General features: G+C 69.6%; 17 protein-coding genes. 9 read left to right on the forward strand and 8 right to left on the reverse strand.

The window, feature by feature from the left end:
- Window positions 1-61: 61 nt before the first annotated feature.
- Together ACWD4B_RS17130 and ACWD4B_RS17135 are read right to left on the reverse strand one after the other, a co-directional pair.
- Entirely contained in the window at window positions 62-544 is a 483-nt protein-coding gene (locus ACWD4B_RS17130) for a hypothetical protein (RefSeq protein ID WP_451421492.1), read from the reverse strand.
- Window positions 545-665: 121 nt separating this feature from the next.
- Window positions 666-1979, reverse strand: coding sequence for a YhgE/Pip domain-containing protein (locus ACWD4B_RS17135; RefSeq protein WP_451421493.1), 1314 nt, complete (start codon window positions 1977-1979; stop codon window positions 666-668).
- 142 nt (window positions 1980-2121) lie between these two features.
- Here ACWD4B_RS17135 and ACWD4B_RS17140 point away from each other — a divergent pair, with 142 nt between their 5' ends.
- Entirely contained in the window at window positions 2122-2763 is a 642-nt protein-coding gene (locus tag ACWD4B_RS17140) for a MerR family transcriptional regulator (protein WP_451421494.1), read from the forward strand.
- Between the two features lie 32 nt (window positions 2764-2795).
- Here ACWD4B_RS17140 and ACWD4B_RS17145 read toward each other — a convergent pair whose 3' ends face one another.
- Entirely contained in the window at window positions 2796-3932 is a 1137-nt protein-coding gene (locus ACWD4B_RS17145) for an acyl-CoA dehydrogenase family protein (RefSeq protein WP_451421495.1), read from the reverse strand.
- 103 nt (window positions 3933-4035) lie between these two features.
- Complete coding sequence (locus tag ACWD4B_RS17150; RefSeq protein WP_451421496.1) at window positions 4036-4815, reverse strand: phosphatase PAP2 family protein; 780 nt, start codon at window positions 4813-4815, stop codon at window positions 4036-4038.
- A 220-nt stretch (window positions 4816-5035) separates the two neighbouring features.
- Here ACWD4B_RS17150 and ACWD4B_RS17155 point away from each other — a divergent pair, with 220 nt between their 5' ends.
- Entirely contained in the window at window positions 5036-5584 is a 549-nt protein-coding gene (locus tag ACWD4B_RS17155) for a DoxX family protein (protein WP_451421497.1), read from the forward strand.
- 22 nt (window positions 5585-5606) lie between these two features.
- On the opposite strand, the gene ACWD4B_RS17160 is transcribed toward ACWD4B_RS17155, so the two are convergent.
- Complete coding sequence (locus ACWD4B_RS17160; protein ID WP_451421528.1) at window positions 5607-6923, reverse strand: amino acid permease; 1317 nt, start codon at window positions 6921-6923, stop codon at window positions 5607-5609.
- Between the two features lie 495 nt (window positions 6924-7418).
- Between ACWD4B_RS17160 and ACWD4B_RS17165 the strand changes: the two genes are divergently transcribed.
- The 6 genes from ACWD4B_RS17165 to ACWD4B_RS17190 all read left to right on the forward strand — a co-directional run bounded on the left by ACWD4B_RS17165 (window position 7419) and on the right by ACWD4B_RS17190 (window position 13420).
- A complete protein-coding gene (locus ACWD4B_RS17165; protein ID WP_451421498.1) occupies window positions 7419-8741 on the forward strand; it encodes an alpha/beta hydrolase family protein in 1323 nt (440 codons plus the stop codon).
- Window positions 8742-8909: 168 nt separating this feature from the next.
- The gene (locus ACWD4B_RS17170) at window positions 8910-9380 is read left to right on the forward strand and encodes a hypothetical protein (protein ID WP_451421499.1); all 471 of its coding nucleotides are present in this window, start codon (window positions 8910-8912) and stop codon (window positions 9378-9380) included.
- Window positions 9377-10234 carry an MNIO family bufferin maturase gene (bufB, locus tag ACWD4B_RS17175; protein ID WP_451421500.1) on the forward strand — a complete coding sequence of 286 codons (858 nt, stop codon included), beginning with the start codon at window positions 9377-9379 and terminating at the stop codon, window positions 10232-10234. Before ACWD4B_RS17170 ends, bufB begins: the two co-directional genes overlap by 4 nt.
- A complete protein-coding gene (locus ACWD4B_RS17180) occupies window positions 10227-10907 on the forward strand; it encodes an HvfC/BufC N-terminal domain-containing protein (protein WP_451421501.1) in 681 nt (226 codons plus the stop codon). Before bufB ends, ACWD4B_RS17180 begins: the two co-directional genes overlap by 8 nt.
- The gene (locus ACWD4B_RS17185) at window positions 10904-12181 is read left to right on the forward strand and encodes a ferritin-like domain-containing protein (protein WP_451421502.1); all 1278 of its coding nucleotides are present in this window, start codon (window positions 10904-10906) and stop codon (window positions 12179-12181) included. Before ACWD4B_RS17180 ends, ACWD4B_RS17185 begins: the two co-directional genes overlap by 4 nt.
- 33 nt (window positions 12182-12214) lie before the next feature.
- Window positions 12215-13420, forward strand: coding sequence for a serine hydrolase domain-containing protein (locus ACWD4B_RS17190; protein WP_451421503.1), 1206 nt, complete (start codon window positions 12215-12217; stop codon window positions 13418-13420).
- Window positions 13421-13538: 118 nt separating this feature from the next.
- Here the strand turns inward: ACWD4B_RS17190 and ACWD4B_RS17195 are convergent, their stop codons facing one another.
- Window positions 13539-14099, reverse strand: a complete 561-nt coding sequence (locus ACWD4B_RS17195) for a TetR/AcrR family transcriptional regulator (protein WP_451421504.1) — start codon at window positions 14097-14099, stop codon at window positions 13539-13541.
- A gap of 95 nt (window positions 14100-14194) precedes the next feature.
- On the opposite strand from ACWD4B_RS17195, the gene ACWD4B_RS17200 reads away from it, so the two are divergent.
- On the forward strand, window positions 14195-14797 hold the full coding sequence (locus ACWD4B_RS17200) for a DUF2867 domain-containing protein (RefSeq protein WP_451421505.1): 603 nt from the start codon (window positions 14195-14197) through the stop codon (window positions 14795-14797).
- Between the two features lie 131 nt (window positions 14798-14928).
- On the opposite strand, the gene ACWD4B_RS17205 is transcribed toward ACWD4B_RS17200, so the two are convergent.
- Both ACWD4B_RS17205 and ACWD4B_RS17210 read right to left on the reverse strand, forming a co-directional pair.
- Window positions 14929-15471 (reverse strand): LppP/LprE family lipoprotein, encoded by a 543-nt coding sequence (locus ACWD4B_RS17205; protein ID WP_451421506.1) that lies wholly within the window; start codon window positions 15469-15471, stop codon window positions 14929-14931.
- Entirely contained in the window at window positions 15453-19661 is a 4209-nt protein-coding gene (locus tag ACWD4B_RS17210) for an nSTAND1 domain-containing NTPase (protein WP_451421507.1), read from the reverse strand. Before ACWD4B_RS17210 ends, ACWD4B_RS17205 begins: the two co-directional genes overlap by 19 nt.
- Window positions 19662-19687 lie beyond the last annotated feature (26 nt).

Here is a 19687-nt window from a genome sequence, read left to right on the forward strand (position 1 = left end):
CCCGAAGGGGCGCGGGGAACTGCGCGACAAGCCACAACGGACCCGCACCCGAAGAGATCGCTCAGCCCTCCGCCTCCTCGCCCGGCATGTCGATGACGGGCACCGGCTCCAGCCCGATCTTCTCCGCGATCCGCGTCAACAGCACGTCCTGCGCGGCAAGATGACTCTGCACATGGGCCACCTCGTGCAGCGTCGCACTGGCGTCGTGGAACGTCGCCTCCGACCGCTTGTCGGAGGCGTCGGCCTGGACGTTCTGGCCGACCATGATGACCGACAGCAGCACCAGTTGCAGGAAGGTCTGGGCCACCCAGGAGACGATCGCCGACGCCCCGCCGTGGATCGCGTCGGGCAGGCTGATCAGGTCGAACAGCGCGAACGCGTAGGCGCACCACATGCTGCCCACGGCCCGCGTGACGAGGATGGCGACCTTGGTGTTGAACCGGGTGACCGCGTTGCCCGTGGCGTGCTGGTCGGCGACCTTCACCGGGCCGACGGCGTGGCGCGAGGCGATGTGCGGGTGGGGAATGTGCTGGTAGATCGTCATGGTGCGGCTTCCTGTCGACAGTACGACTGCAGCACGCAACTGCAGTGAGGACGCCGGGGATTGGTGCCCCGGCGTCCTCACTGTTATGCCCGCCGGCGACCGCCGGCGGTGGTTGTCACTCTCAGACTGCTGCGGGCGCCTGCTCCGGCTCCGCGTCCGCGGACTCGTCGGCGGGGCGCGGGACCCGGTGCAGACCCTTGAGGTCGTAGAGGCGGGTCATGCCGAAGCCGAAGAGCAGGGCGGCGGCCAGGGCGATGCCCATGGAGGCCCAGGCGCGGGTCAGGCCGGCGTCGGCCTGGGCGCCGTAGTAGAGGATCGAGCGCAGGCCGCCGGTGATCTGCCGCAGCGGCTCGAACTCCGAGAGCACGCGGAAGAAATCGGGCAGCGCCTGGAGCGGGACGGTCGAGCCCGAGGACGGGACGGCCATGGCGACAAAGACGATCGTCGAGAGCAGCATGCCGGGGACGCCGAAGGCCCGGAGCAGGGCCAGGGCACCGAGGCCGACGACGGCGACGGTGGCCACGGAGTAGACCCACAGCAGGCCGAGGTGGGAGGCGTCCATGCCGAGGATGCCGACCGTGGCGAGCTCGACCAGGGAGCCCATGACCAGGGAGAGGACGAGCATGAGCACGGAGTCGACGGCCAGGGTGCGCACCCGGCTCGTGTGCCGCAGCGGCATGCGCTGGCGGAAGGGGCCGAAGTCGGTGTGCAGGTAGCCGAGGAAGGTGTCGACCTGGGAGACGATCGCGTTGGCGCCGAGCATGCCGCAGACGACCAGGACCAGCGCGTAGTAGAAGGCGCTCAGGCCCATGGCGCTGTGGGTACCGAGCGGGTGGCCGTCGGCGACCTGCACGGTCACGGGGTCGGCCAGCATCAGCTGGGAGGCCGGGGTGAGCTTGGCGCCCTGGGCGTTCGCCTGCTTGAGGAGTTGCTGGCCGAGATTGGCGGAGGCGGCGTGGGCGGCCTTCTGCGTCGCCGTGCTGGCCATGGAGGAGCCGAAGCTGCCGGCCGACTGGTTGGTGAGCACCGTGATCGTCGGGCGGACGGGCTTCGTCTGCTGCGGGCTGCTCAGGCCCGCGAGCGAGGCGGTGAAGTTCTCCGGCACGACGATCGCGCCGAAGAGCTTGCCCTGGCCCAGCTTCTTGTCGGTCTCCTCGCGGTCGAGGACCTGCCAGTCGAAGCTGTTGTTGCCCTCGGCGGACTTCTTGATCCCGGAGACGACCTGCTCGCCGGCGTTGAGGGGCTTGCCCTGCACGGTGGCGCCCTTGTCGCTGTTGACCAGCGCGACGGGCAGGTCACGCAGGTGGCCCTTGGGGTTGACGTTGCCGCCCACGTAGAGCAGGGAGAACAGCGCGGCGACCACCGCGAGGATGAGGCCCGAACCGATCCACAACCGCGGACTGCGGAGTACGGAAGGGGGCTGGGGGGAAGGCATGGATGCTCCGACTCGATGGCAGGGAGTAGCTGGATACTTAAAGTATCCAGTACTCGATAGTGGCAGTATCTACGTGGGGTGTCCATCTGGGGTGTCCATCGCGACCATGGACGCCCGGCCGCACCACCAGCGAGGAAGCTGCATGAAGATCTCGGAGCTCAGCCGCAGAACCGGCGTTCCGGTCGCCAGCATCAAGTACTTCCGGCGGGAGGGCCTGCTGCCCGCGGGCAGGGCGACGGCCGCCACGCTGGCCGAGTACGGGGACGAGCACGTGCAGCGGCTGCGGCTGATCAAGGCGCTGACCACGCTCGGCGGGCTGTCGATCGCCGCCGCCCGCGACGTGCTGACGGCGGTCGACCAGTCCGAGAGCGCCGACGGGACGCTCAAGGCGATCAGCTACGCCCTGCCGGTGCCCGTCGCGCAGGCCCCGGCCGGGGACGCCGACGAGGAGGCGGAGGCCGAGGCGGCCGCGGCAGCGGACGTGGCGGGCCTGATCGCGGCCATGGACTGGCAGGTCCCCGACGCCTCACCGCACGTACAAGGGCTGACGACGGCCCTGCGGGAGCTCAGACGGCTCGACGCGGACTACCGGCCGGAGCGGCTCGTCCACTACGCCGAACTGGCGCACTCCGTCGCACGCTTGGACATGGAGCGCGCGGCCGCCTTCGAGAACTCCCCGACCCTGGCCGAACAGGCGGTCATCGTCCTCGCCCTCTCCGGCCCGCTGCTCGAACTGCTGCGCCGGCTCGCCCAGGAGGACCAGGTCCGCCGCCGCTCCGCGTGACGGGACGGTATGACGTGACCGCGTTACGTGCGTCAGCGCCGCACCCGCGGCATCCCCAGCCCGATCCAGGAGATGATCTCCCGCTGGATCTCATTGTTGCCGCCGCCGAAGGTGAAGATGACGGCGCTGCGGTAGGCACGTTCCAGCTCGCCGTGGAGCACGGCCCCGGCCGAGCCCTCCTTCAGCGGGCCGGCCGCGGCCAGGACCTCCATCAGCCAGGCACACGCATCCCGGCGCGCCTCGGAGCCGTACACCTTGACGGCGGAGGCGTCCTGCGGGGTGAGCGCGGAGCGCTGCAGGGCGTCCACCATGCGCCAGTTGAGCAGCTTCATCGCCTCCAGCCGGACGTGTGTACGGGCCAGCCGGCTGCGGACCCAGCCGAGGTCGATCACCCTGCGGCCGTCGGCCAGTTCGGTGGCGGCGGCCCAGTCCCGTACGTCGCGCAGGATCCTGATGGCGGAGCTGCCGTGGGCGGCGAGGGTGACGCGCTCGTGGTTGAGCTGGGTGGTGATCAGCCGCCAGCCCTCGTTCTCCTTGCCGACGAGGTGGCCGACGGGGACGCGGACGTTGTCGTAGTAGCTGGCCGTGGTGTTGTGGGAGGCCAGGGTGTGGATGAGGGTGCAGGAGTAGCCGGGGTCGGTGGTGGGCACCAGGAGCATGGAGATGCCCTTGTGGGGCGGGGCGTCCGGGTCGGTGCGCACGGCGAGCCAGACCCAGTCGGCGGTGTCGCCGTTGGTGGTCCAGATCTTCTGTCCGTTGACGACGTAGTGGTCGCCGTCGCGCACGGCCCGCGTCTTCAGCGCGGCGAGGTCGGTACCGGCTCCGGGCTCGCTGTAGCCGATGGCGAAGTCGATCTCGCCGGAGAGGATCCGGGGCAGGAAGTACGCCTTCTGCGCGTCCGTGCCGAACTGCATCAGCGTGGGGCCCACGGTGTTGAGGGCCATGAGCGGCAGGGGCACGCCCGCCTGTGCGGCCTCGTCGAAGAAGATGAACTGTTCCATGGGGGTCATCCCGCTGCCCCCGTACTCCTTGGGCCAGCCCACCCCGAGGCGCCCGTCCGCGCCGAGCCGGCGGATGGTGCGGCGGTAGCCCTCGGGCTCCAGTGCCGCGAAGTACGCGCGCAGTTCGGCCCGCAACGCCTGCTGTCCGGGGGTGTACTGGAGATCCACGGCCCCTCCAAGGTCCCGTCGCCGGCGCACACGGTAGAACGTGTTGCAAGAAACAGGAAGGGCCGCGACCCGGATGGGTCGCGGCCCTTCGCCCGGGGCCGGCTCAGCGCCCCGCGTGCCTGCGATGCCGCCCGCCGGAGGCCCGGGCGGGGGCGGGAACCGCCCCGCGGCCACGGCTGCGGCCACCCCGCGGCTCCTCGTCCAGCTCGTCCAGCTCCCGCGCCAGCCCGAAGCTGCCGAGCAACGGCAACCGGTCGAGCCGCGGCAGCAGCCAGACGTTCCACACGCCCGTCACGAAGAAGATCGCGGAACCGGCCACCAGCACCGAGCCGAGGGTGTCGGTCGGGTAGTGGGCGCCGATGTACATGCGGGAGAAGGCGACGAGCAGCACCGCGAGGACGCCGATGACGGCGACCGTGCGGCGGTGCCGGGACTCGCGGAAGAGGAAGTACGCGGCGACGGCGGCCGCCACCGTGAAGGCCGTGTGGCCGCTGGGGAAGCTGTTGGAGCCGATCTCCGGGTCGAGCGAGAACTGCCGCGGCGGCCGCTGCCGGGCGACGATCGCCTTGGCGACCTGCGTGCTGTTCCACCCGATCGCGACGACGAGGAAGGTCGCCACCGCCCGCATGGGCCGGCGCCGGATCACCAGCAGCCACCCCGACCAGACCACCAGGATGATCACGCCGGCCACCGGCGACGCACAGTAGCTGACTCCCAGCATCACGTGGTTCAGCCACCCGGTCCTGGCGTTCGTCTGGATCGTGCGGTCCAGGCTCAGGTCGTGGGGCTGAATCGCGCCGGTGTGCGCGGCGAGCAGCCCGAGCACGATCGCGGCCACGAACAGCAGGATGGAGTTGCGCAACCAGTGGCGCACGTAAGGCATGGGGGTAGGCGTCCTTGTCTCGGTATCGCGGTACCGGGGCGGCAGCACGGTTGTCGGGCGGGATGGGTTGCGCACCGTGCCGGTCAGCGGTACGGAGGCACTGCAAAAGTACACGCGTGGCCCAGCGCCCCTCGGGGACGCCCCTCAGTGCGCCGATGACACGGAGAGCACATCCCGGTGCATCTCACTGCATCTCACGGCAAGAAAAGGATCCCCGGTCATGGCCTTCTCCTCCAACCCGCTCGGCGCCCCGCTCTCCGGCCCGCCCTCGTCCGGCGGCACGGACCCGCTCGGCTGCGACGTGGGGCTTCTGTTCCTGCGCCTCGTGGCCGGGCTGACCATGGCCGCTCACGGAACCCAGAAGCTGTTCGGCTGGTTCGACGGCCCGGGTCTCGTCCTCACCGGGCACGAGTTCACCAAGATCGGTTATCCGGCGGGCAAGGCCATGGCCGTGGTGGCGGGGCTCACGGAGACCCTGGGGGGCCTGGGGGTCGCGCTGGGGCTGCTCACCCCGCTGGCCGCCGCCGGGCTCTTCGGCATCATGATCAACGCCCTGGTCGTCAAGGACGACGGCTTCTTCGCGCCCGAGGGCGTCGAGTACGAGATCCTGCTGGCCACGGCGGCCGTCTGCCTGGCCCTCGCCGGCCCCGGCCGCTGTGCCGTCGACCACTTCCTGCCCGTACTGCGCCGGCACCGCCTCTGGCGGGGAGCAGCCGCGATCGTCCTCGGCGGAGTGCTCGCGGGCGTCTTCCTGCTGCTGCGCGCATAGAGCACGCAGCAGCAGGATCCGGCTACGCCCGCGCCCCGCGGCGCACGAACGGATACCCCACCCCCAGCAGCGCGAACCACACGGCGATGACGTAGAGGGCCACCCGCGTGCCGGAGTCCCAGGCGATGAGCACGGTGATGAAGGCGAAGGCCGCCAGGGCGAGCCAGTTGGTGTACGGAGCTCCCGGCATCCGGTACGAGGACGGGGCCGCCAGGCCCGCCCGTACCGCCTGCCGGTAGCGCAGGTGCGTCACGAGGATGACGCTCCAGACCGTGATGGCCCCGCCGGTGGACACCGCGGTGATGTAGGCGAAGGCGTGGTCCGGGTCGACGGCGTTGACCCACACGCCGATCGCCATGACCACCGCCGACAGGGCCACGCCCACGGCCGGCACCCCTCTTCCGCTGAGCCCGGCCAGGGCCCTGGGCCCGTCCCCGTTGAGCCCCACGGTGCGCAGCATGCGTGCCGTGGCGTACAGGCCGCCCGCGTTGCAGGAGGACAGGGCCGCCGTGAGCAGCACGAAGTTGACGATTCCGGCCGCGGCCGGAATCCCGATCTTCTGGAAGGCGGCGACGAACGGGCTCGTCCCCGGCTGGAATTCCTGCCAGCTCACCACGGACAGGATGACCAGCAGGGCGCCGAGGTAGAAGAGTCCGAACCGCAGCGGGAGGCTGTTGATGGCGCGCGGGATGTTCTTCTCCGGGTCCTTGGTCTCGCCCGCGGTGACGCCGACGAGCTCGACGCCGAGGTAGGCGAAGAGCACGATCTGCAGCGTCATCAGGGAGTTGCGCACGCCGCGCGGGGCGATGCCGCCGTCGGCCCAGAGGTGGCTGACGGAGGCCGTGTGCCCGGCGTCGCCGAAGCCGATGAGGAGGACCCCGATTCCGATGAGGATCATGCCGATGATGGCGGTGACCTTGATGAGGGCGAACCAGAACTCCAGCTCGCCGAAGATCTTCACGGAGATCAGGTTGGCGCAGGCGAGCACCACCAGCGAGATCAGCGCGGTCTTCCACTGATCGAAGCCGGGGTACCAGTACTTGACGTACTCCCCCGCCGCGGTGATCTCGGCCATCCCCGTGGTGACCCACATGATCCAGTACGTCCAGGCGGTGGCGTACCCCCAGAACGGCCCGAGGAATTCCCGCGCGTGGTCGGCGAAGCTGCCGGACACCGGGCGGTGGGTGAGCAGTTCGCCGAGCGCCCGCATGACGAGGAAGAGGACGGCGCCGGCCACGGCGTACCAGACGATGAGACTCGGCCCGGCCTTGGATATCGCGGTGCCCGCGCCGAGGAAGAGGCCGGTGCCGATGGTGCCGCCGATGGCGATCATCTGCATCTGCCGGGCGCCCAGCGCCCGTTGGTAACCGCCGGAACCGGCCGCGCCGACGCGTGGCCGGTCCGGCGCCTGCTTGCGGTCGGCGGGTTCCCCCGTGGTGTGCGATCTCACGTGCTGAGCACCTCTCTCGTCCCGTTGGATGTCCCATGGATGTCCCGTGGCATCTCCCGTAACACGCCCCGTGACACGGCTGGACATGACATCCGGTCAGGGAAAGGTGTACCCGCAATCGGCCCCGGAGCGCCGGTGGATCTGCCGATCGGGATGTCCTCAAGTGGTGGGTGGTGCTGTCCCCCCGCACGGCTGGAGGGCCTGCCGGATTGGCGGCCGCGGCCATGTGCCGCAAGGTCGACGAGGGGGAACCGGCCGAGGTTCTCGGACGGAGGGGTCGTGAAGATCAGGGGGCGGGGCGGTATGCGGACCTGGTGGGCCATGTGTCTGATCGCGGCGCTGGCAGTCTTGGCAACGGCAAGCGGGGCAGCAAGCGGGGCGCCCGTGGCAGGTCCCGTCCGGGCGGGGCAGGACATCGAGCAGAGTGTGGAGTCAGTGGAGTTCCGCAGCGGGGACGTGACACTGCACGGCACGGTCACGGCACCCGCCGGGACGGCACCACAACGGCGGCCCGGGATCGTGCTGGTGCACGGTTCGGGTCCGGAGACACGGGCGAAGTACCGGGCCGAGGCGCAGGCCATGGCACGGTCCGGGTTCGTGGTCCTCAGCTACGACAAACGGACCGCGGGATACTCGCTGACACAGCGGTCCTATGCACAGCTCGCCGACGACGCCCTGGCGGGTGTCCGGTTGTTGAACGGGCGCGCCGATGTGGATCCCCGCAGGGTCGGACTCTGGGGGTTCAGCGAGGGCGGCTGGGTCGTTCCGCTCGCGGCCTCGCACTCGGCGCAGGTCTCGTACGTGGTACTGGTCGGAACGTCCGGGGTGTCCCCGGCCCGGGAATCGGCATGGTCCCTGGAGAACACGCTTCGCCACGAAGGTGTCGCAGGATCGCTGCTGCGGACGGTGTCCGTCACCGGCACACGATTCCTTACGGACGCCGGCCTGCTCCCCGAGGCGGACTACGATCCGCTGCCGGCACTGCGGCGCGTGCACCAGCCGGTCCTCGCCCTGTGGGGTGACGACCACAAGTCGCCCCCGGCGGAGAGCGCCGTCGCCATCGAGAAGGCACTGAGGGACGGCGGCAACACCGACGTGACCATCCGTTTCTTCTCGCACGCCGATCACAAACTGCACACTTCTTCCGACGGTTTCCAGCGGGGCGAGCAACTGACGCCCGGCTACGTCGACACCGTGGCATCCTGGGTCGCCGGACACGGACACCGGATCGACGATGCCCTGCCTCACCAGGAGAGGCGAAGCCATGCTCTGGCCCCTCTCCCCATGTACCAGGGATCCGCGGCGCAGACCGCAGCATTCGTCTTCATGGTCGTCTCATTCGCTGCATACCTGCTGACGGAACTGGTACGCCGCCTGCGCAAACGCCCCTGCGCTCCCGGGGCGGGCCGGGCACCGCGATGGCTGGCCGCGGCAGGACTGGCCACCGTGCTCGGCTTCCTGGGCTACTTCCGCTTCGTGATGAAGACGCTGACCACTGGCCCGATGCTCGGCGACCGTCCGGTGTGCTGGCTCGTCCTGCAACTTCTCACAGCCGGGACGGCACTGACGGCCGTGACAACAGCCTTGGTCTGGTGGCGAGTCAGGGCTATGGTCTCGGGCCGGACCCATGCCCGACTCGGGCTCCTGGGTCTCACGAGCGCGCTGTTCTTCGCCTGGGCACCGTTCTGGGGCCTGATGACGCCGTAGTTGCCGTAGCCGAAGCCGGCGTCGAAGCCGGCATGGAATGGCGTGGGTGGCCGGATCCGATCCCCGGACCCCGCGTGGCCGGATCTCTCTCTGCCGTCCCCCCGATCTCCCCTGCCAGGGTGTGGCGTTCGATCATCGAGCCGAATCGAGCCGAGAGGACCGACCACCATGGCCGACCGCTCCACCTCTTCCGCCCGCGGGCCGGAGACGGACCCGCCGCTGCCCCAGGAGGTGCCCCGGGAGCTGCACGTCTGTATGGGACTCAACTCGTGCGCAGGGCTCGACGCCCCGGGCACGGCCCCCATGGCGGGCATGGGCACCTGCGCGACCGTCAACCACGTCTGTCACGGCGAGGGTTCCTGCCGGGGCCAGGGAGGCTGCGGCTACGCGGGCACGGACTACGAGCAGTTCCACCCAGGGGAGCAGGACTGCCGCTACAACGGCAGCTGTGCCAGCCCGATCAACGAGAGCCGGGTGTTCTCGGCGGGCCCGCTGAAGGGCAAGAGCGTCTGGAAGCAGGCGCGTCGGCTCTTCGAGGCCCGGATGTACGCAGCGGGCAAGGCGTTCGGCCCGTCCCCGGGCGAGGGCATCAAGGACGACAGCATGCCGCACTACGACTACATGTCGCAGCCGCAGTGAGCGAGGCGCGGGAGGCACGGCTGGGCATGCCGCACCTCGGCTTCGGGGTCGGGTTGCGAACGCCGCACCTTTCGTACATCCGCCAGAGCCTGCCGCCCGTCGGCTTCTTCGAGATCATCTCGGAGAACTTCCTCGGCGCGCACGGCGGCAGGCGACAGGCCCTCGCCGAGATCGCCGAGCACTATCCGGTCGTCCTGCACGGGGTGTCGATGTCCATCGGCAGCACGGATCCCCTGGACCTCGGCTACCTGCGCCGTCTGAAGCGGCTCGCCGACGAGGTGCGGGCGCCCTGGGTCTCGGACCACGTGTGCTGGACGGGCGTGCTGGGCGTGAACACCCACGACCTGCTGCCGCTGCCGTTCACCGAGGAGACCCTGCGTCACGTCGTCGAGCGCGTGCGCGTCGTCCAGGACGTGCTGGAGCGGCGGCTCGTCCTGGAAAACCCCAGCAGCTATGTGGAGTTCTGCGACTCCACGCTCTCCGAGTGGGAGTTCCTGGGACGGCTGGCGGAGGAGGCGGACTGCGGGCTGCTCCTCGACGTGAACAACGTCCATGTCTCGGCCTTCAACCACGACTTCGATCCGGTGCGCTATCTGCGCGAGCTGCCGCACGAACGCGTGGTCCAGATGCACCTCGCGGGCCACACCCACTACGGCACGCACATCGTGGACACCCACGACGCGCCCGTGGCCGAGCCGGTGTGGGAGCTGTACCGGCTGGCGACCGAGCTGACCGGCGGGGTGTCCACCCTGCTGGAACGGGACGACAAGCTGCCGCCCTTCCCCGAGTTGCTGGCCGAACTGGACAGGGCCAAGGAATCGGCGGCCGTCCTGACGGGTGGCGCCGGTGGCTGACGGCTCGTCGCTGGCATCCGTACAGCGCTGGATGCAGTCGGTGATCCTGCACCCGACGGGCGAGGACCCGGGGCACACGATCACCGCGTCCAGCCGGCTGTCCGCGCGCGAACGGCTGCTCGTCCACCAACGCGGTTACCGGCTGCGGCTGCTGGAGTGCATGCGCAGCCTCCATCCGGGGTCGGTGCATCTGCTCGGCCGGGAGATCTTCGACGGGTTCGCGCTGGAGTACTTGGACGCGCACCCGTCCCGCTCCCCTCTCCTGGCCGGTCTCGGGGCCGGCTTCGCCGGGCATCTGGCCCGTACGCGGCCGGATGCCGAGCCGGGGGCGGAGCCGGGTGCCGAGCCGGGCGCGGACCGCGAGGCGTGGATCGACCTGCTGATCGATCTGATCCGCTGCGAGCGGGCCTTCACCGAGGTGCTGGACGGGCCCGGCCCGGAGGACGGCACGGCCCCGGCACCACCGCTCCGGCTGCTGCGGGTCTGCGCGCCCGTCCACACGTACCTGGCGGCGGTGCACCGGGGCGAGAACCCCGAGCCCCCCGAGCCGCGGACGGTCCATCTGGCCCTGACCCGGCGGAACTTCACGGTCGTCACCAGAGAGCTGAGCCCGGCGGCGTACGAACGTCTGCACAACTCTTCTTCATTACAAGCACTGGAGGGTTCTCGATGAGCACGAAGGCGCCGGTCCAGGAGATCACCACCCTGCCGGACCTGATCGCGCACTTGAAGGCCGCGGCACAGGTGGAACTGTCCACGGTTCCGCTGTACTTGTACGCGACCTACACGATCAAGACGCGCGGCTATTCGCAGTGGGCGGCCGGTGCATCGGCGCAGCGCACGTTGATCGGTATCTCGATCGAGGAGATGCTGCACCTCTCGCTGGTGCGCAATCTGCTGATCGCGGTCGGTGACACCGATTTCCGGCTGTACGACGAGAACGTCATCCCCACGTACCCGGGCCCGATGCTGAAGCGCGAGCCCGAACTGACCCTCCGGTTGCGGAAGCTCTCGACCGACCAGGTCAGGAACACGTTCATGCAGATCGAACAGCCGGCCGCCCCGCCGGAGGCGGCGCTGGGCGAGATCGAGCCGTATCACTCCCTCGGCGAGTTCTACGCGCGCATCGAGCGCGGCATCCAGACCCTGCGCCCGGTGATCGACTGGGGCGCGGCCAAGAAGGACCGGTGGAAGTTCCAGTACCACCGGGCCTATTGGAACCAGAACGGCGGTTCCGACCACCCGCAGCTCATCGTCGACGAGGCGACCGCGCTCCAGGCGATGCAGGTCATCGTCGACCAGGGCGAGGGAGCTCCGGAGGACAAGGGCCTGCTGCCCGACCCGATCGTGCGCTCGGACGACCTCCCGCCACAGGAGATCGGCAAATGGCAGGCGTCCCATTACATGAAGTTCTCCGACATCGCGAAGGGCCTCGACGGCATCGGTGTCGTCCTCGACGACAACGGCAAGCAGAAGTACACGATCGACGACGCCGAGGTCATCTGGCCCGTGCTCGACGACCCGGACCTGAGGACCGTGACGGCGGACCAGCCGGTCAAGGACCTGATGGAATTCTCCAACGCGGTCTACTGCTACGTCCTGGCGCTGCTCGACGCCATCTACCGCACCCCCATGGAGGCGCTCGCCCCCAAGGACCAGGACGCATTCACGGACAGCGTCCGGTACGGCTACGAGCGGGGCTTCATCGCGTCGATGCAGGGGCTGCTGTACCCGGTCTGCGACCTGTTGGTGCAGACGCCGCTGGTCGCGGGACAGCCCTCCGTCCACGCCGGACCGCCTTTCCAGTACTACGCGTTCACGACGAAGAAGCCGAAGGCGGAACTCGCGGCGCTGTGCGGGAAGCTGCTCGAGAATTTCCCTGCGCTGGGCGGTGACGACGGGGTGCAGCGGCAGATCGCACTCCTGCCGGACATCGAACTGCCGTAACGTCCTGGACGTCCTGGGGGGAGAATCTCCTCTATGAGGACAACCGGGTTCTTGCGTTCGCTGGTGACCGTTGCGGCCGTGACCGTGGTGATGTCGACGACGACCACGGGAACGGCCGACGCGGCGACCCCGCCGGATGCAGCGGGAGTCCGCACCGCCCTGGAACACACACTCGCGGCGGGCGCGCCGGGCGCGTTCGCCGTGATCCGGGATCACCACAGGGTGGAGATCGAACACACCGTGGCCGTCGGCAAGGCCGACCTCGACGGTACGCCGATGAACGCGAAGTGGCGCTTCCGCGTGGGCAGCAACTCCAAGGTGTTCACAGCGGTCCTCGTCATGCGCCTCGCTGAACAAGGCCGCATCGACCTGGACAAGCCACTGCGCGACTACCTCCCGTCCGGAACCCTGCCGGAGACCTGGAACATGACCGCCCGGCAGGTGATGCAGCACCGTGCAGGCATCTACGACCACACGGACGACCTGCTGGAGCATCCGGGCGAGGAGACGACGGTCGGATTCGAGAAGCGCATCCGCAACACCGTCTACGAGCCGGCCGAGCTCGTGGCAATGTCGGTGAAGCACGACCTGCAGTACCCGCCGGGGACCCAGTACGCGTACTCCAACACGGATTTCGTACTGATGGGCATGGCCATCGAACACCTCACCGGCCGCCCGTACGCGGACGTCCTGCGCGAGCAAATCATCAAGCCGCTGGGCCTGAGACGTACGTCGTTCGTGGTCCCGGACAAGACCATCGAAGGCCCGCACATCACGGGCTATTTGACGAATGACGACCGTTCCAAGCCACTGCTGGACGCCACTGAGCAGAACGGCTCGTGGGTCTGGAGCGCGGGTGCCGTCATCTCTTCGGCCGCGGACATGGACCGGTTCATGACCGCTCTGTTGGCGGGGAGTTCGGGGGGCCTCGTCTCGGATGAGTCCCTGCGGGAGATGACGAGCGCGCTGCCTACGAATACGGCGAAGGTCGCGTATGGTCTGGGCCTGCGCGAGATCACTCTGTCGTGCGGGAAGGTCTACGGACACGGCGGCATCGTGCAGGGATTCCAGACGCAGTCGTTTGCGATGCGGGGCGGCAGACGGACGGTAGTGGCCTTCGCGAATGCGTCCAACAATGATGCGGTGACACAGGGGTTGATGGACACGCTGGAGCCGGCATTTTGCGGTGGCAGGGCCGCGGCCCTGCACATAGAGGTGTCGGCGAGGAAGACCTGGTGACACCCAGCCCCGTCCAGGTCGAACAGAGTTGGCTGGGCGCCGGGGTGAGGGTGCTCGTGGCGAACGATGATCCGGGGCCCTCGGGCAGTCCCGGTGGGCGGCGGTGCACCATGAGCGGCTATTCCAGCAACCTTTGCCTGATCAGCTCCATCACTTCCGCGCGGCTGCGCTTGCCGTTGTCGGCGGCGTAAAGGTGATTGCCGATGCGCACCGAGACAGCGATCAGGCAGCGGACCTCGACCTCGTCCTCGTCGGGGCAGAAGGGGGAGAACAGGGAACGCAGGTAGTCCACACGGCGGTTGTCGACGCGGCGCAGGCGCTCGGCGACGGCCGCGTCGCGGCGGGCCCAGTCGCGGATCGCGATATCGGCGACAGTGCCGCGCACCGGCCCGTCGGCAGCGGCGGCAACGATGGCGAACAGCCGCTCCAGTCTTGCCCTGGCATCTCCCCCGCTGCTCTCAACCTGCTCGATCACACTCTCGGTGACCTCGTATTCCCAGGCGTCGAGCATTTCGGTGAGCAGCGCGTCCCGGTTGCGGAAGTACCCGTAGAAGCCACCCTTGCTGACGCCGAGCGCCTGCGCCAGTGCCTCGATCCGGACCGCTTCGGGGCCGCCTGCGACGAGGGCTCGCAAGCCTTCCTCGATCCACTTGTCCCGTGGCGTGCGGGTCGCGCCCATGGTGTGTGTCTCCTCACGTCCCTGCCGAGTATACGCGGGCGTATAGACGGTCCTATGCTCGATCTATACGCCACCGTATAGACAGGGGCCTGCTCATGAGACTTCCCCGAACCGCCCACACCGACCGCCCCTGGCGGATCCACGAGATCGCCGGCGACTTCACAGTTGAGGACGTGTGGGCACTGCCCACCCCCGGCGGACCCGACGATCTCGTGTGGCTGGTGCGCCAGACCGCCGAGAGAATCAGTGGCGGGGTGAACGGAGAAGGTCCCGTCTCCCGCGTGCTCTTCGCCATCCGCTGGAAACTCGGAGCACTGCTCGGCTGGGACAAGTCCGGTTCCGGCATCGGCACTCGGCTGCCCTCCCTGCGCGACCGGTTGCCGGCGGACCTTGGCGAGGGCCCCCAGGGGCCCGACCTCGGAACGTCCCCCTTCACCTCCCTCTATCAGACGGACGACGAGTGGGCCGCCGAGATGGGCAACAAGACCGTGCACGGGGTGATGCACATCGGCTGGGTCCCGGACGGGTCCGGCGGCTACCGTGGCCAGATGGCCGTCCTGGTGAAGCCGAACGGGATGTTCGGAACCCTCTACATGGCAGCCATCAAGCCTTTCCGGTACCTCGGGGTGTACCCGGCCCTGATGCGCTCCATCGGCCGCGAGTGGCAGGCGAATGCCGCCAGACGGAGCGCGCACTGACGGAATCCCCACATGGTGCGGCCGCCCGGACGCGACACCGTCACGTGATCCGCCGCCTCCCCATGAGGAATCGCCTGGAGCCGATGCCCGCGGCATGGGAGAAATCCGTGAACGCCGACAGACTTGCCCCCTCAACCCCCCGCCAAATTCGGGTTCCCCGGCAGCGGCGGTGTGAAGACCACCTTCCCGCTCCCCCACCGTGCCCGGAACTCCCGGGTACCGCCCGAGGCGCAGCACATCGGGTCCGTCGTCTTGAAGACGGGGTACGAGAGCGTGACCGTCGTCCCGTCCTGGGACAGAATCGTGGATTCGCCGGTGCCGCGTGCGTCATAGCCCGCGTAGTCGTTGCCGTGGAAGAACATCACGATGACGCAATGGCCGTCCGTAGTGCCCGTGCAGTGGCTGTGAATGGCGCGGAGCGGGCCCTTGAGGGCTTTCAGCTCGGCCGGCTCGGAGTCGGCGGTGAAACCCATCCGTTTGATCTGCAGCAACGCGGCATCCACGTCGAACGGGGCGTCCGGCGCCGAGCCCTTTGACGGCTGCCCCGCCGACGGGCTCCACAAAGCAACCGAGCGCTTCGGATTCGGCGCGTCCTTCGACGACGCGCACGACACCGTCAGCAACAAACAGGCGCTGACCACAGCCAACCGGGCCGCTACCCGCGGGATGCGCATGCCGTCACCCCCAGCAGTGACCGTTCCAGAATTCCGTAGTGCACCGTTCCCATGTCGCTCCGTGAAATGTTGCGGGTGACCCGCGAGCACAGGCTCGCGGCCCAGGCGTCGGGGGTTGCCCGGCCGAGGAGGAATCTCACGTCCAGGTCCTTGCCGGTGGTCAGGAGCATGTGCTCGCCGTCGGGGGACGGGACTACCGCCCGTACTTGGGCATTCGGTGGGGTACGAGTACGGGCCACCAGGCCCTCCGGGCCCCATACCTCGAAGGCGTCGGAGCGCATGCTCACGACCTGGTCGGAATGGGCGAGGAATGCCGTGTAACGGGACGGGGCGGCGGGGATGGCGATGAGCCGGCGCCCGGTTGCCGTGTCGCGGATCTCCGTCTCCCCGTTCTGGCCGACCAGCATCAGACGCTTGCCGTCCGCGCTGTACTGCACGGCCCTGTACCAGTCGAGGAGTTGAGCGGTGAAGCCGGGGACGAGTACGTCAGTGCGGCGCCGCTTCGGCACGTCCCACACCTCGATTCCGCGGCGGTCGGGGGTGGTTACGGCGACCGCACCGGAATCCGGGTTCACCGCCATCGCGGTCGCGGCGCCGCCGAAAAGCAGAGGCTGCCCGATCCGCCGCCCCGTCGTCGTGTCCCATTGGGAGACGGCGCCGCCCGCAAGGATGGTCAGGCGATTCTGCGGGCCGAATCCGAGCCCGGCGATCGATGCCGCCTCGGGCGGGGTTCCGTCGGGGAGGTCGATGTGCAGCCGGCGGATTACGCGGAGGCCGGGCAGGCTGTAGAGCGTCACCGTCGGCTCCGTCATATCGCTCACGGCGAGGGTCTTCTCCGCCGGGTCAAAGACGGCGTGCACCAGGTTCCCGTCCATCCCTGCACCGACCGCGGAGAACCGGCGTCCCGTCGACGGATCCCAGACCGTGACCGGTCCGCCCACCGCCACGGTCGCCAAATAGCGGCCCGAGGGCGAGAATTGTGATCTCTCCGCATCGCCCTCCTTACCGGTCGGCTGCGAACCGTTGATCCAGCTGACGGTTTCCAGCGAGCCGGGCTCCGGGGCGGACACGGTCAGCGCCTCCGTGCCGCGGGCCAGGGCGAAGGTGCGGCTTCCGTTCGTCAGGCAATACCGGGTGTACCGGCCGCCCGATGCCCCGTCCTCCGTGAATTTCGTGAGCGGCGCCCCGCTGTGCGCGTCGTACACCGTCACCGTGTTCGCCCGGCGCCCCAGGATCAATTGGTCGGACACACCGGCCACTTCGTCACCTGTGGCGCAGGGAACGGATTGCGCGACGCGCGTGTCGGTGCCGCCACCGACCGGGTCGGTGAGGTGCCACCGGGTGTCGAGGCACTGGGCCACGACGGGATGCGGCCCCTGGACGAACCACACTGCCGGGGCACCCGGGTCACCCACCGCATCGTCCGCCTTCAGGAAGCGGCCCGTGCGGGCGTCCCACTCCAGGCGGCCGCCCACGTGATCCGACACGACGTGCTCCCCGCTCGCGTCGAAGGCCAGTTTCCCCGCCGACCCCTCGGTCCCGCTGGGCGGTTGCAGCCTGGTGGCGGGGGCCGTGGGCCGGTCCAGGTCCCAGACCTGTGCCGTGTCCTCTTCGGGAGGATGCGCGACGAGGCGGCGCCCCGTGCGGTCGAAGGCCAGCTGGTCCACCTTCTGATCGGCGCTGGCCGTGCTTGCCGCACCCTGAAGCGTCAGCACGACCTTGCGGCCGGCCACGTCCCAGATCCGGATCCGGTTGCCGTCGCCGCCGAGCGCCAGCCGGGTGCCGTCGGGGCTCACGGCCACGGCCGATACGCCATCCATCTGCGCCACCTGAGTCGTCTGGTTCGGCTGTGCCGACCTGCGCCAGACCGTCAGGCGGCCGGCATCGGTCCGGACGGCGATCAGTCGGCCCGAGTCGTCCAACGCCGTTTCCGCGACCGCCCCGTTCGCAGGCAGGACGGCGTCGTAACGCGCATCGGACAGGTAGCGGTCGAAGAGGTTGTCACGGGCCTGCTGGGTCGACGCCGTCCGCCAGGCCGCGACGGACAGCAGGGCCGCGGGCTCGAGACGGGAGTTCGCCTGGCGCTGTGCCTCCTGTACGAGCCCGCTCGCGAGCTCCGCGGCTCTGTTGTCCCGTACGGAGGAGAGGCTGGCCCCGGCGAGCCCCGCCATGGCCAGGACCACGGCCGTCGCGGCGAGGGCACCACGGAACCGCCGTCTCCGGCGCCATTCCGCGCTCGCGCGGATGTAGTCGCGCTCGTCCTCGGGGATATCCTCCTGCCGGTCGCGGAGCCACTGCTCCGCCTTCTTCAGCTCCGAACCGCGCATCAGCAGCGCCCGTTCGCGGCCGCCCGGCTCCCAGCGGGCGATCCGCGCCCGGAGGTGTTCCTGCCAGGTACGGAAGTCCCGGTCCATGTCGACCCAGGAGCGCAGCGTGGGCCAGTGCTCCAGCAGGGCCTCGTGGGCCAGGGAGACGGTCTCCACCCCGTCCGAGGCGTGGTCGAGGTGGACGAGACGCTGCACGGCAAGCAGCTGGGCTGCTTCCCAGCAGGCGGGCGATAGTTCGGGGCGGCGTGCGGTACGTCCCGTATCCAGCGGGGCATCGGCATCGGCATCGACGGCTGCGTCCCCTGGACGGACGAGCTGGACGAACAGCCGCCGCACCTCGTCCGTCAGATCGCCCAGCCGCTCCTTGACGGCCCGTTCCGCGTGCGTCGCGAGGGCGCCCGCGACCCGGCCGATCTCCTCGTAGGCGGCGTGCGTGAGCACCCCCTGGAGCTGGCGCTCCCACAGCAGGGTCAGCGCGAACTCCAGCAGGGGCAGGGCCCCGGGGCTTCTCCCGGCATCGGACAGCAGACGCTCCGCCAGCCGCTCCTCGAACTGCACGGCGCCGTGGAAGGAGTCGACCGGTGACAGCACCACCTCCCGGAGCTGCTCGCCGGACAGTTTGTTGACGAAGAACGCAGACGTCTCGCAGGCGCGCTCAAGGGCCGGGAAGCGGCGCATGGAGGTGAGGAAGTCCATCCGCAGCGTGAAGACCAGACGGACGAGCGGGCCACCGTCCGCGGTCCGCCACCCGGTCATGTGCAGGGCCTGCTCGACCAGCGCGTCCGCCGCCTCCGGTGCGCAGCGGAAGAGGACCTCGAACTGGTCGATGAAGAGAAGCAGTTGCGAGGTGCCGGTGCGGCTGAGCGCCTCCTTGACCGTCGGAGCAAGGGCTCCGGCATCGCGCAACCGGTTCGCAAGCCCTTCCAATTGTTCCAGCCGCGCCCGCGGCTCCGCCTCCTCTCCGAGCAGCGGCAGCAGGGCCGAGGCAAGCATGTACTCGACCCGCACGGCCGGTTCGGGGACGAGCGTCGCCACGCTGTAGTCGCCGCGCCGCCGCAACGCGGGGACGAGGCCCGCCTGGACGAGCGACGACTTGCCGACGCCGGACGCCCCGACGACGGGGACGACGACGGACGTCGTCACCGCCTCGGTCAGCTCCGCGGTCTGGACGGAGCGGCCGAAGTAATGGGCGGCGTCCTGCTCCCGGAACGGCATCAGCCCCCGGAAGGGGGACGAAAGCGTTGCGTAGCGGCGCAGCTCGGGGTGGGCCTCGATCAGCACGTCGGCCGTGATGGCGTAGGCCGCCCGGCCCAGGAACCGCTGGTCGGTGGCGACGACCATGCCGACCACGCACTTGAGACGGTCGTCCCACAGCGGCGATCCGCTGAACCCCTGCAGGATCTCGCAGGCCCCGGTGCTCTCGATCTGGACCCAGCCCCGGCCGCGGTCGTCGACGATCCGGCCCGACGACCAGACGCCGCCGTCGTCGCCGGCCGGGAACCCGAAGGCCTTGAACGGGTGGTCGCGCACGGTCCGAACGTCCAGCAGCCGTAGGGGTTCCACGCCGGCCGGAGGCTCCTCGGCGAGCGAGAGGACCGCGATGTCGCCCGTGCCGTCGGCGGCCACGGGGACGTGCCGGATCAGCGTCGCGGCCTGCCGCCGGGCCGTCGGATCGGCGAGCGGAAAGTCCAGCTGGACCGTCAGCCCGAGTGGCAAAGGCACCGACTCGTGCTCGCCGGCGACGGCCGAGACGACGTGTCCGCAGGTCAACACGGTGCGCGGAGCGGCCAGGAGACCGGCGCCCTGCGGCGCGCCGTGCGACCACAGGCGCGCGACACCGGGGTTGGGCACAGGGCCGGGCATGGTGCGACGTTCCCCTGTCCCGCCGC

Source organism: Streptomyces sp. NPDC002536, assembly GCF_053594995.1.

Excerpts from the sequence above, each read along its gene's own strand:
- ACWD4B_RS17200 (WP_451421505.1), top strand. The coding sequence starts at position 14,195 with ATGAGACTTCCCCGAACCGCCCACACCGACCGCCCCTGGCGGATCCAC.
- ACWD4B_RS17140 (WP_451421494.1), top strand. The coding sequence starts at position 2,122 with ATGAAGATCTCGGAGCTCAGCCGCAGAACCGGCGTTCCGGTCGCCAGC.
- ACWD4B_RS17195 (WP_451421504.1), bottom strand. The coding sequence starts at position 14,099 with ATGGGCGCGACCCGCACGCCACGGGACAAGTGGATCGAGGAAGGCTTG.
- ACWD4B_RS17150 (WP_451421496.1), bottom strand. The coding sequence starts at position 4,815 with ATGCCTTACGTGCGCCACTGGTTGCGCAACTCCATCCTGCTGTTCGTG.
- ACWD4B_RS17160 (WP_451421528.1), bottom strand. The coding sequence starts at position 6,923 with ATGCAGATGATCGCCATCGGCGGCACCATCGGCACCGGCCTCTTCCTC.
- ACWD4B_RS17130 (WP_451421492.1), bottom strand. The coding sequence starts at position 544 with ATGACGATCTACCAGCACATTCCCCACCCGCACATCGCCTCGCGCCAC.
- ACWD4B_RS17190 (WP_451421503.1), top strand. The coding sequence starts at position 12,215 with ATGAGGACAACCGGGTTCTTGCGTTCGCTGGTGACCGTTGCGGCCGTG.
- ACWD4B_RS17210 (WP_451421507.1), bottom strand. The coding sequence starts at position 19,661 with ATGCCCGGCCCTGTGCCCAACCCCGGTGTCGCGCGCCTGTGGTCGCAC.
- ACWD4B_RS17170 (WP_451421499.1), top strand. The coding sequence starts at position 8,910 with ATGGCCGACCGCTCCACCTCTTCCGCCCGCGGGCCGGAGACGGACCCG.
- ACWD4B_RS17155 (WP_451421497.1), top strand. The coding sequence starts at position 5,036 with ATGGCCTTCTCCTCCAACCCGCTCGGCGCCCCGCTCTCCGGCCCGCCC.
- ACWD4B_RS17185 (WP_451421502.1), top strand. The coding sequence starts at position 10,904 with ATGAGCACGAAGGCGCCGGTCCAGGAGATCACCACCCTGCCGGACCTG.
- ACWD4B_RS17205 (WP_451421506.1), bottom strand. The coding sequence starts at position 15,471 with ATGCGCATCCCGCGGGTAGCGGCCCGGTTGGCTGTGGTCAGCGCCTGT.
- ACWD4B_RS17135 (WP_451421493.1), bottom strand. The coding sequence starts at position 1,979 with ATGCCTTCCCCCCAGCCCCCTTCCGTACTCCGCAGTCCGCGGTTGTGG.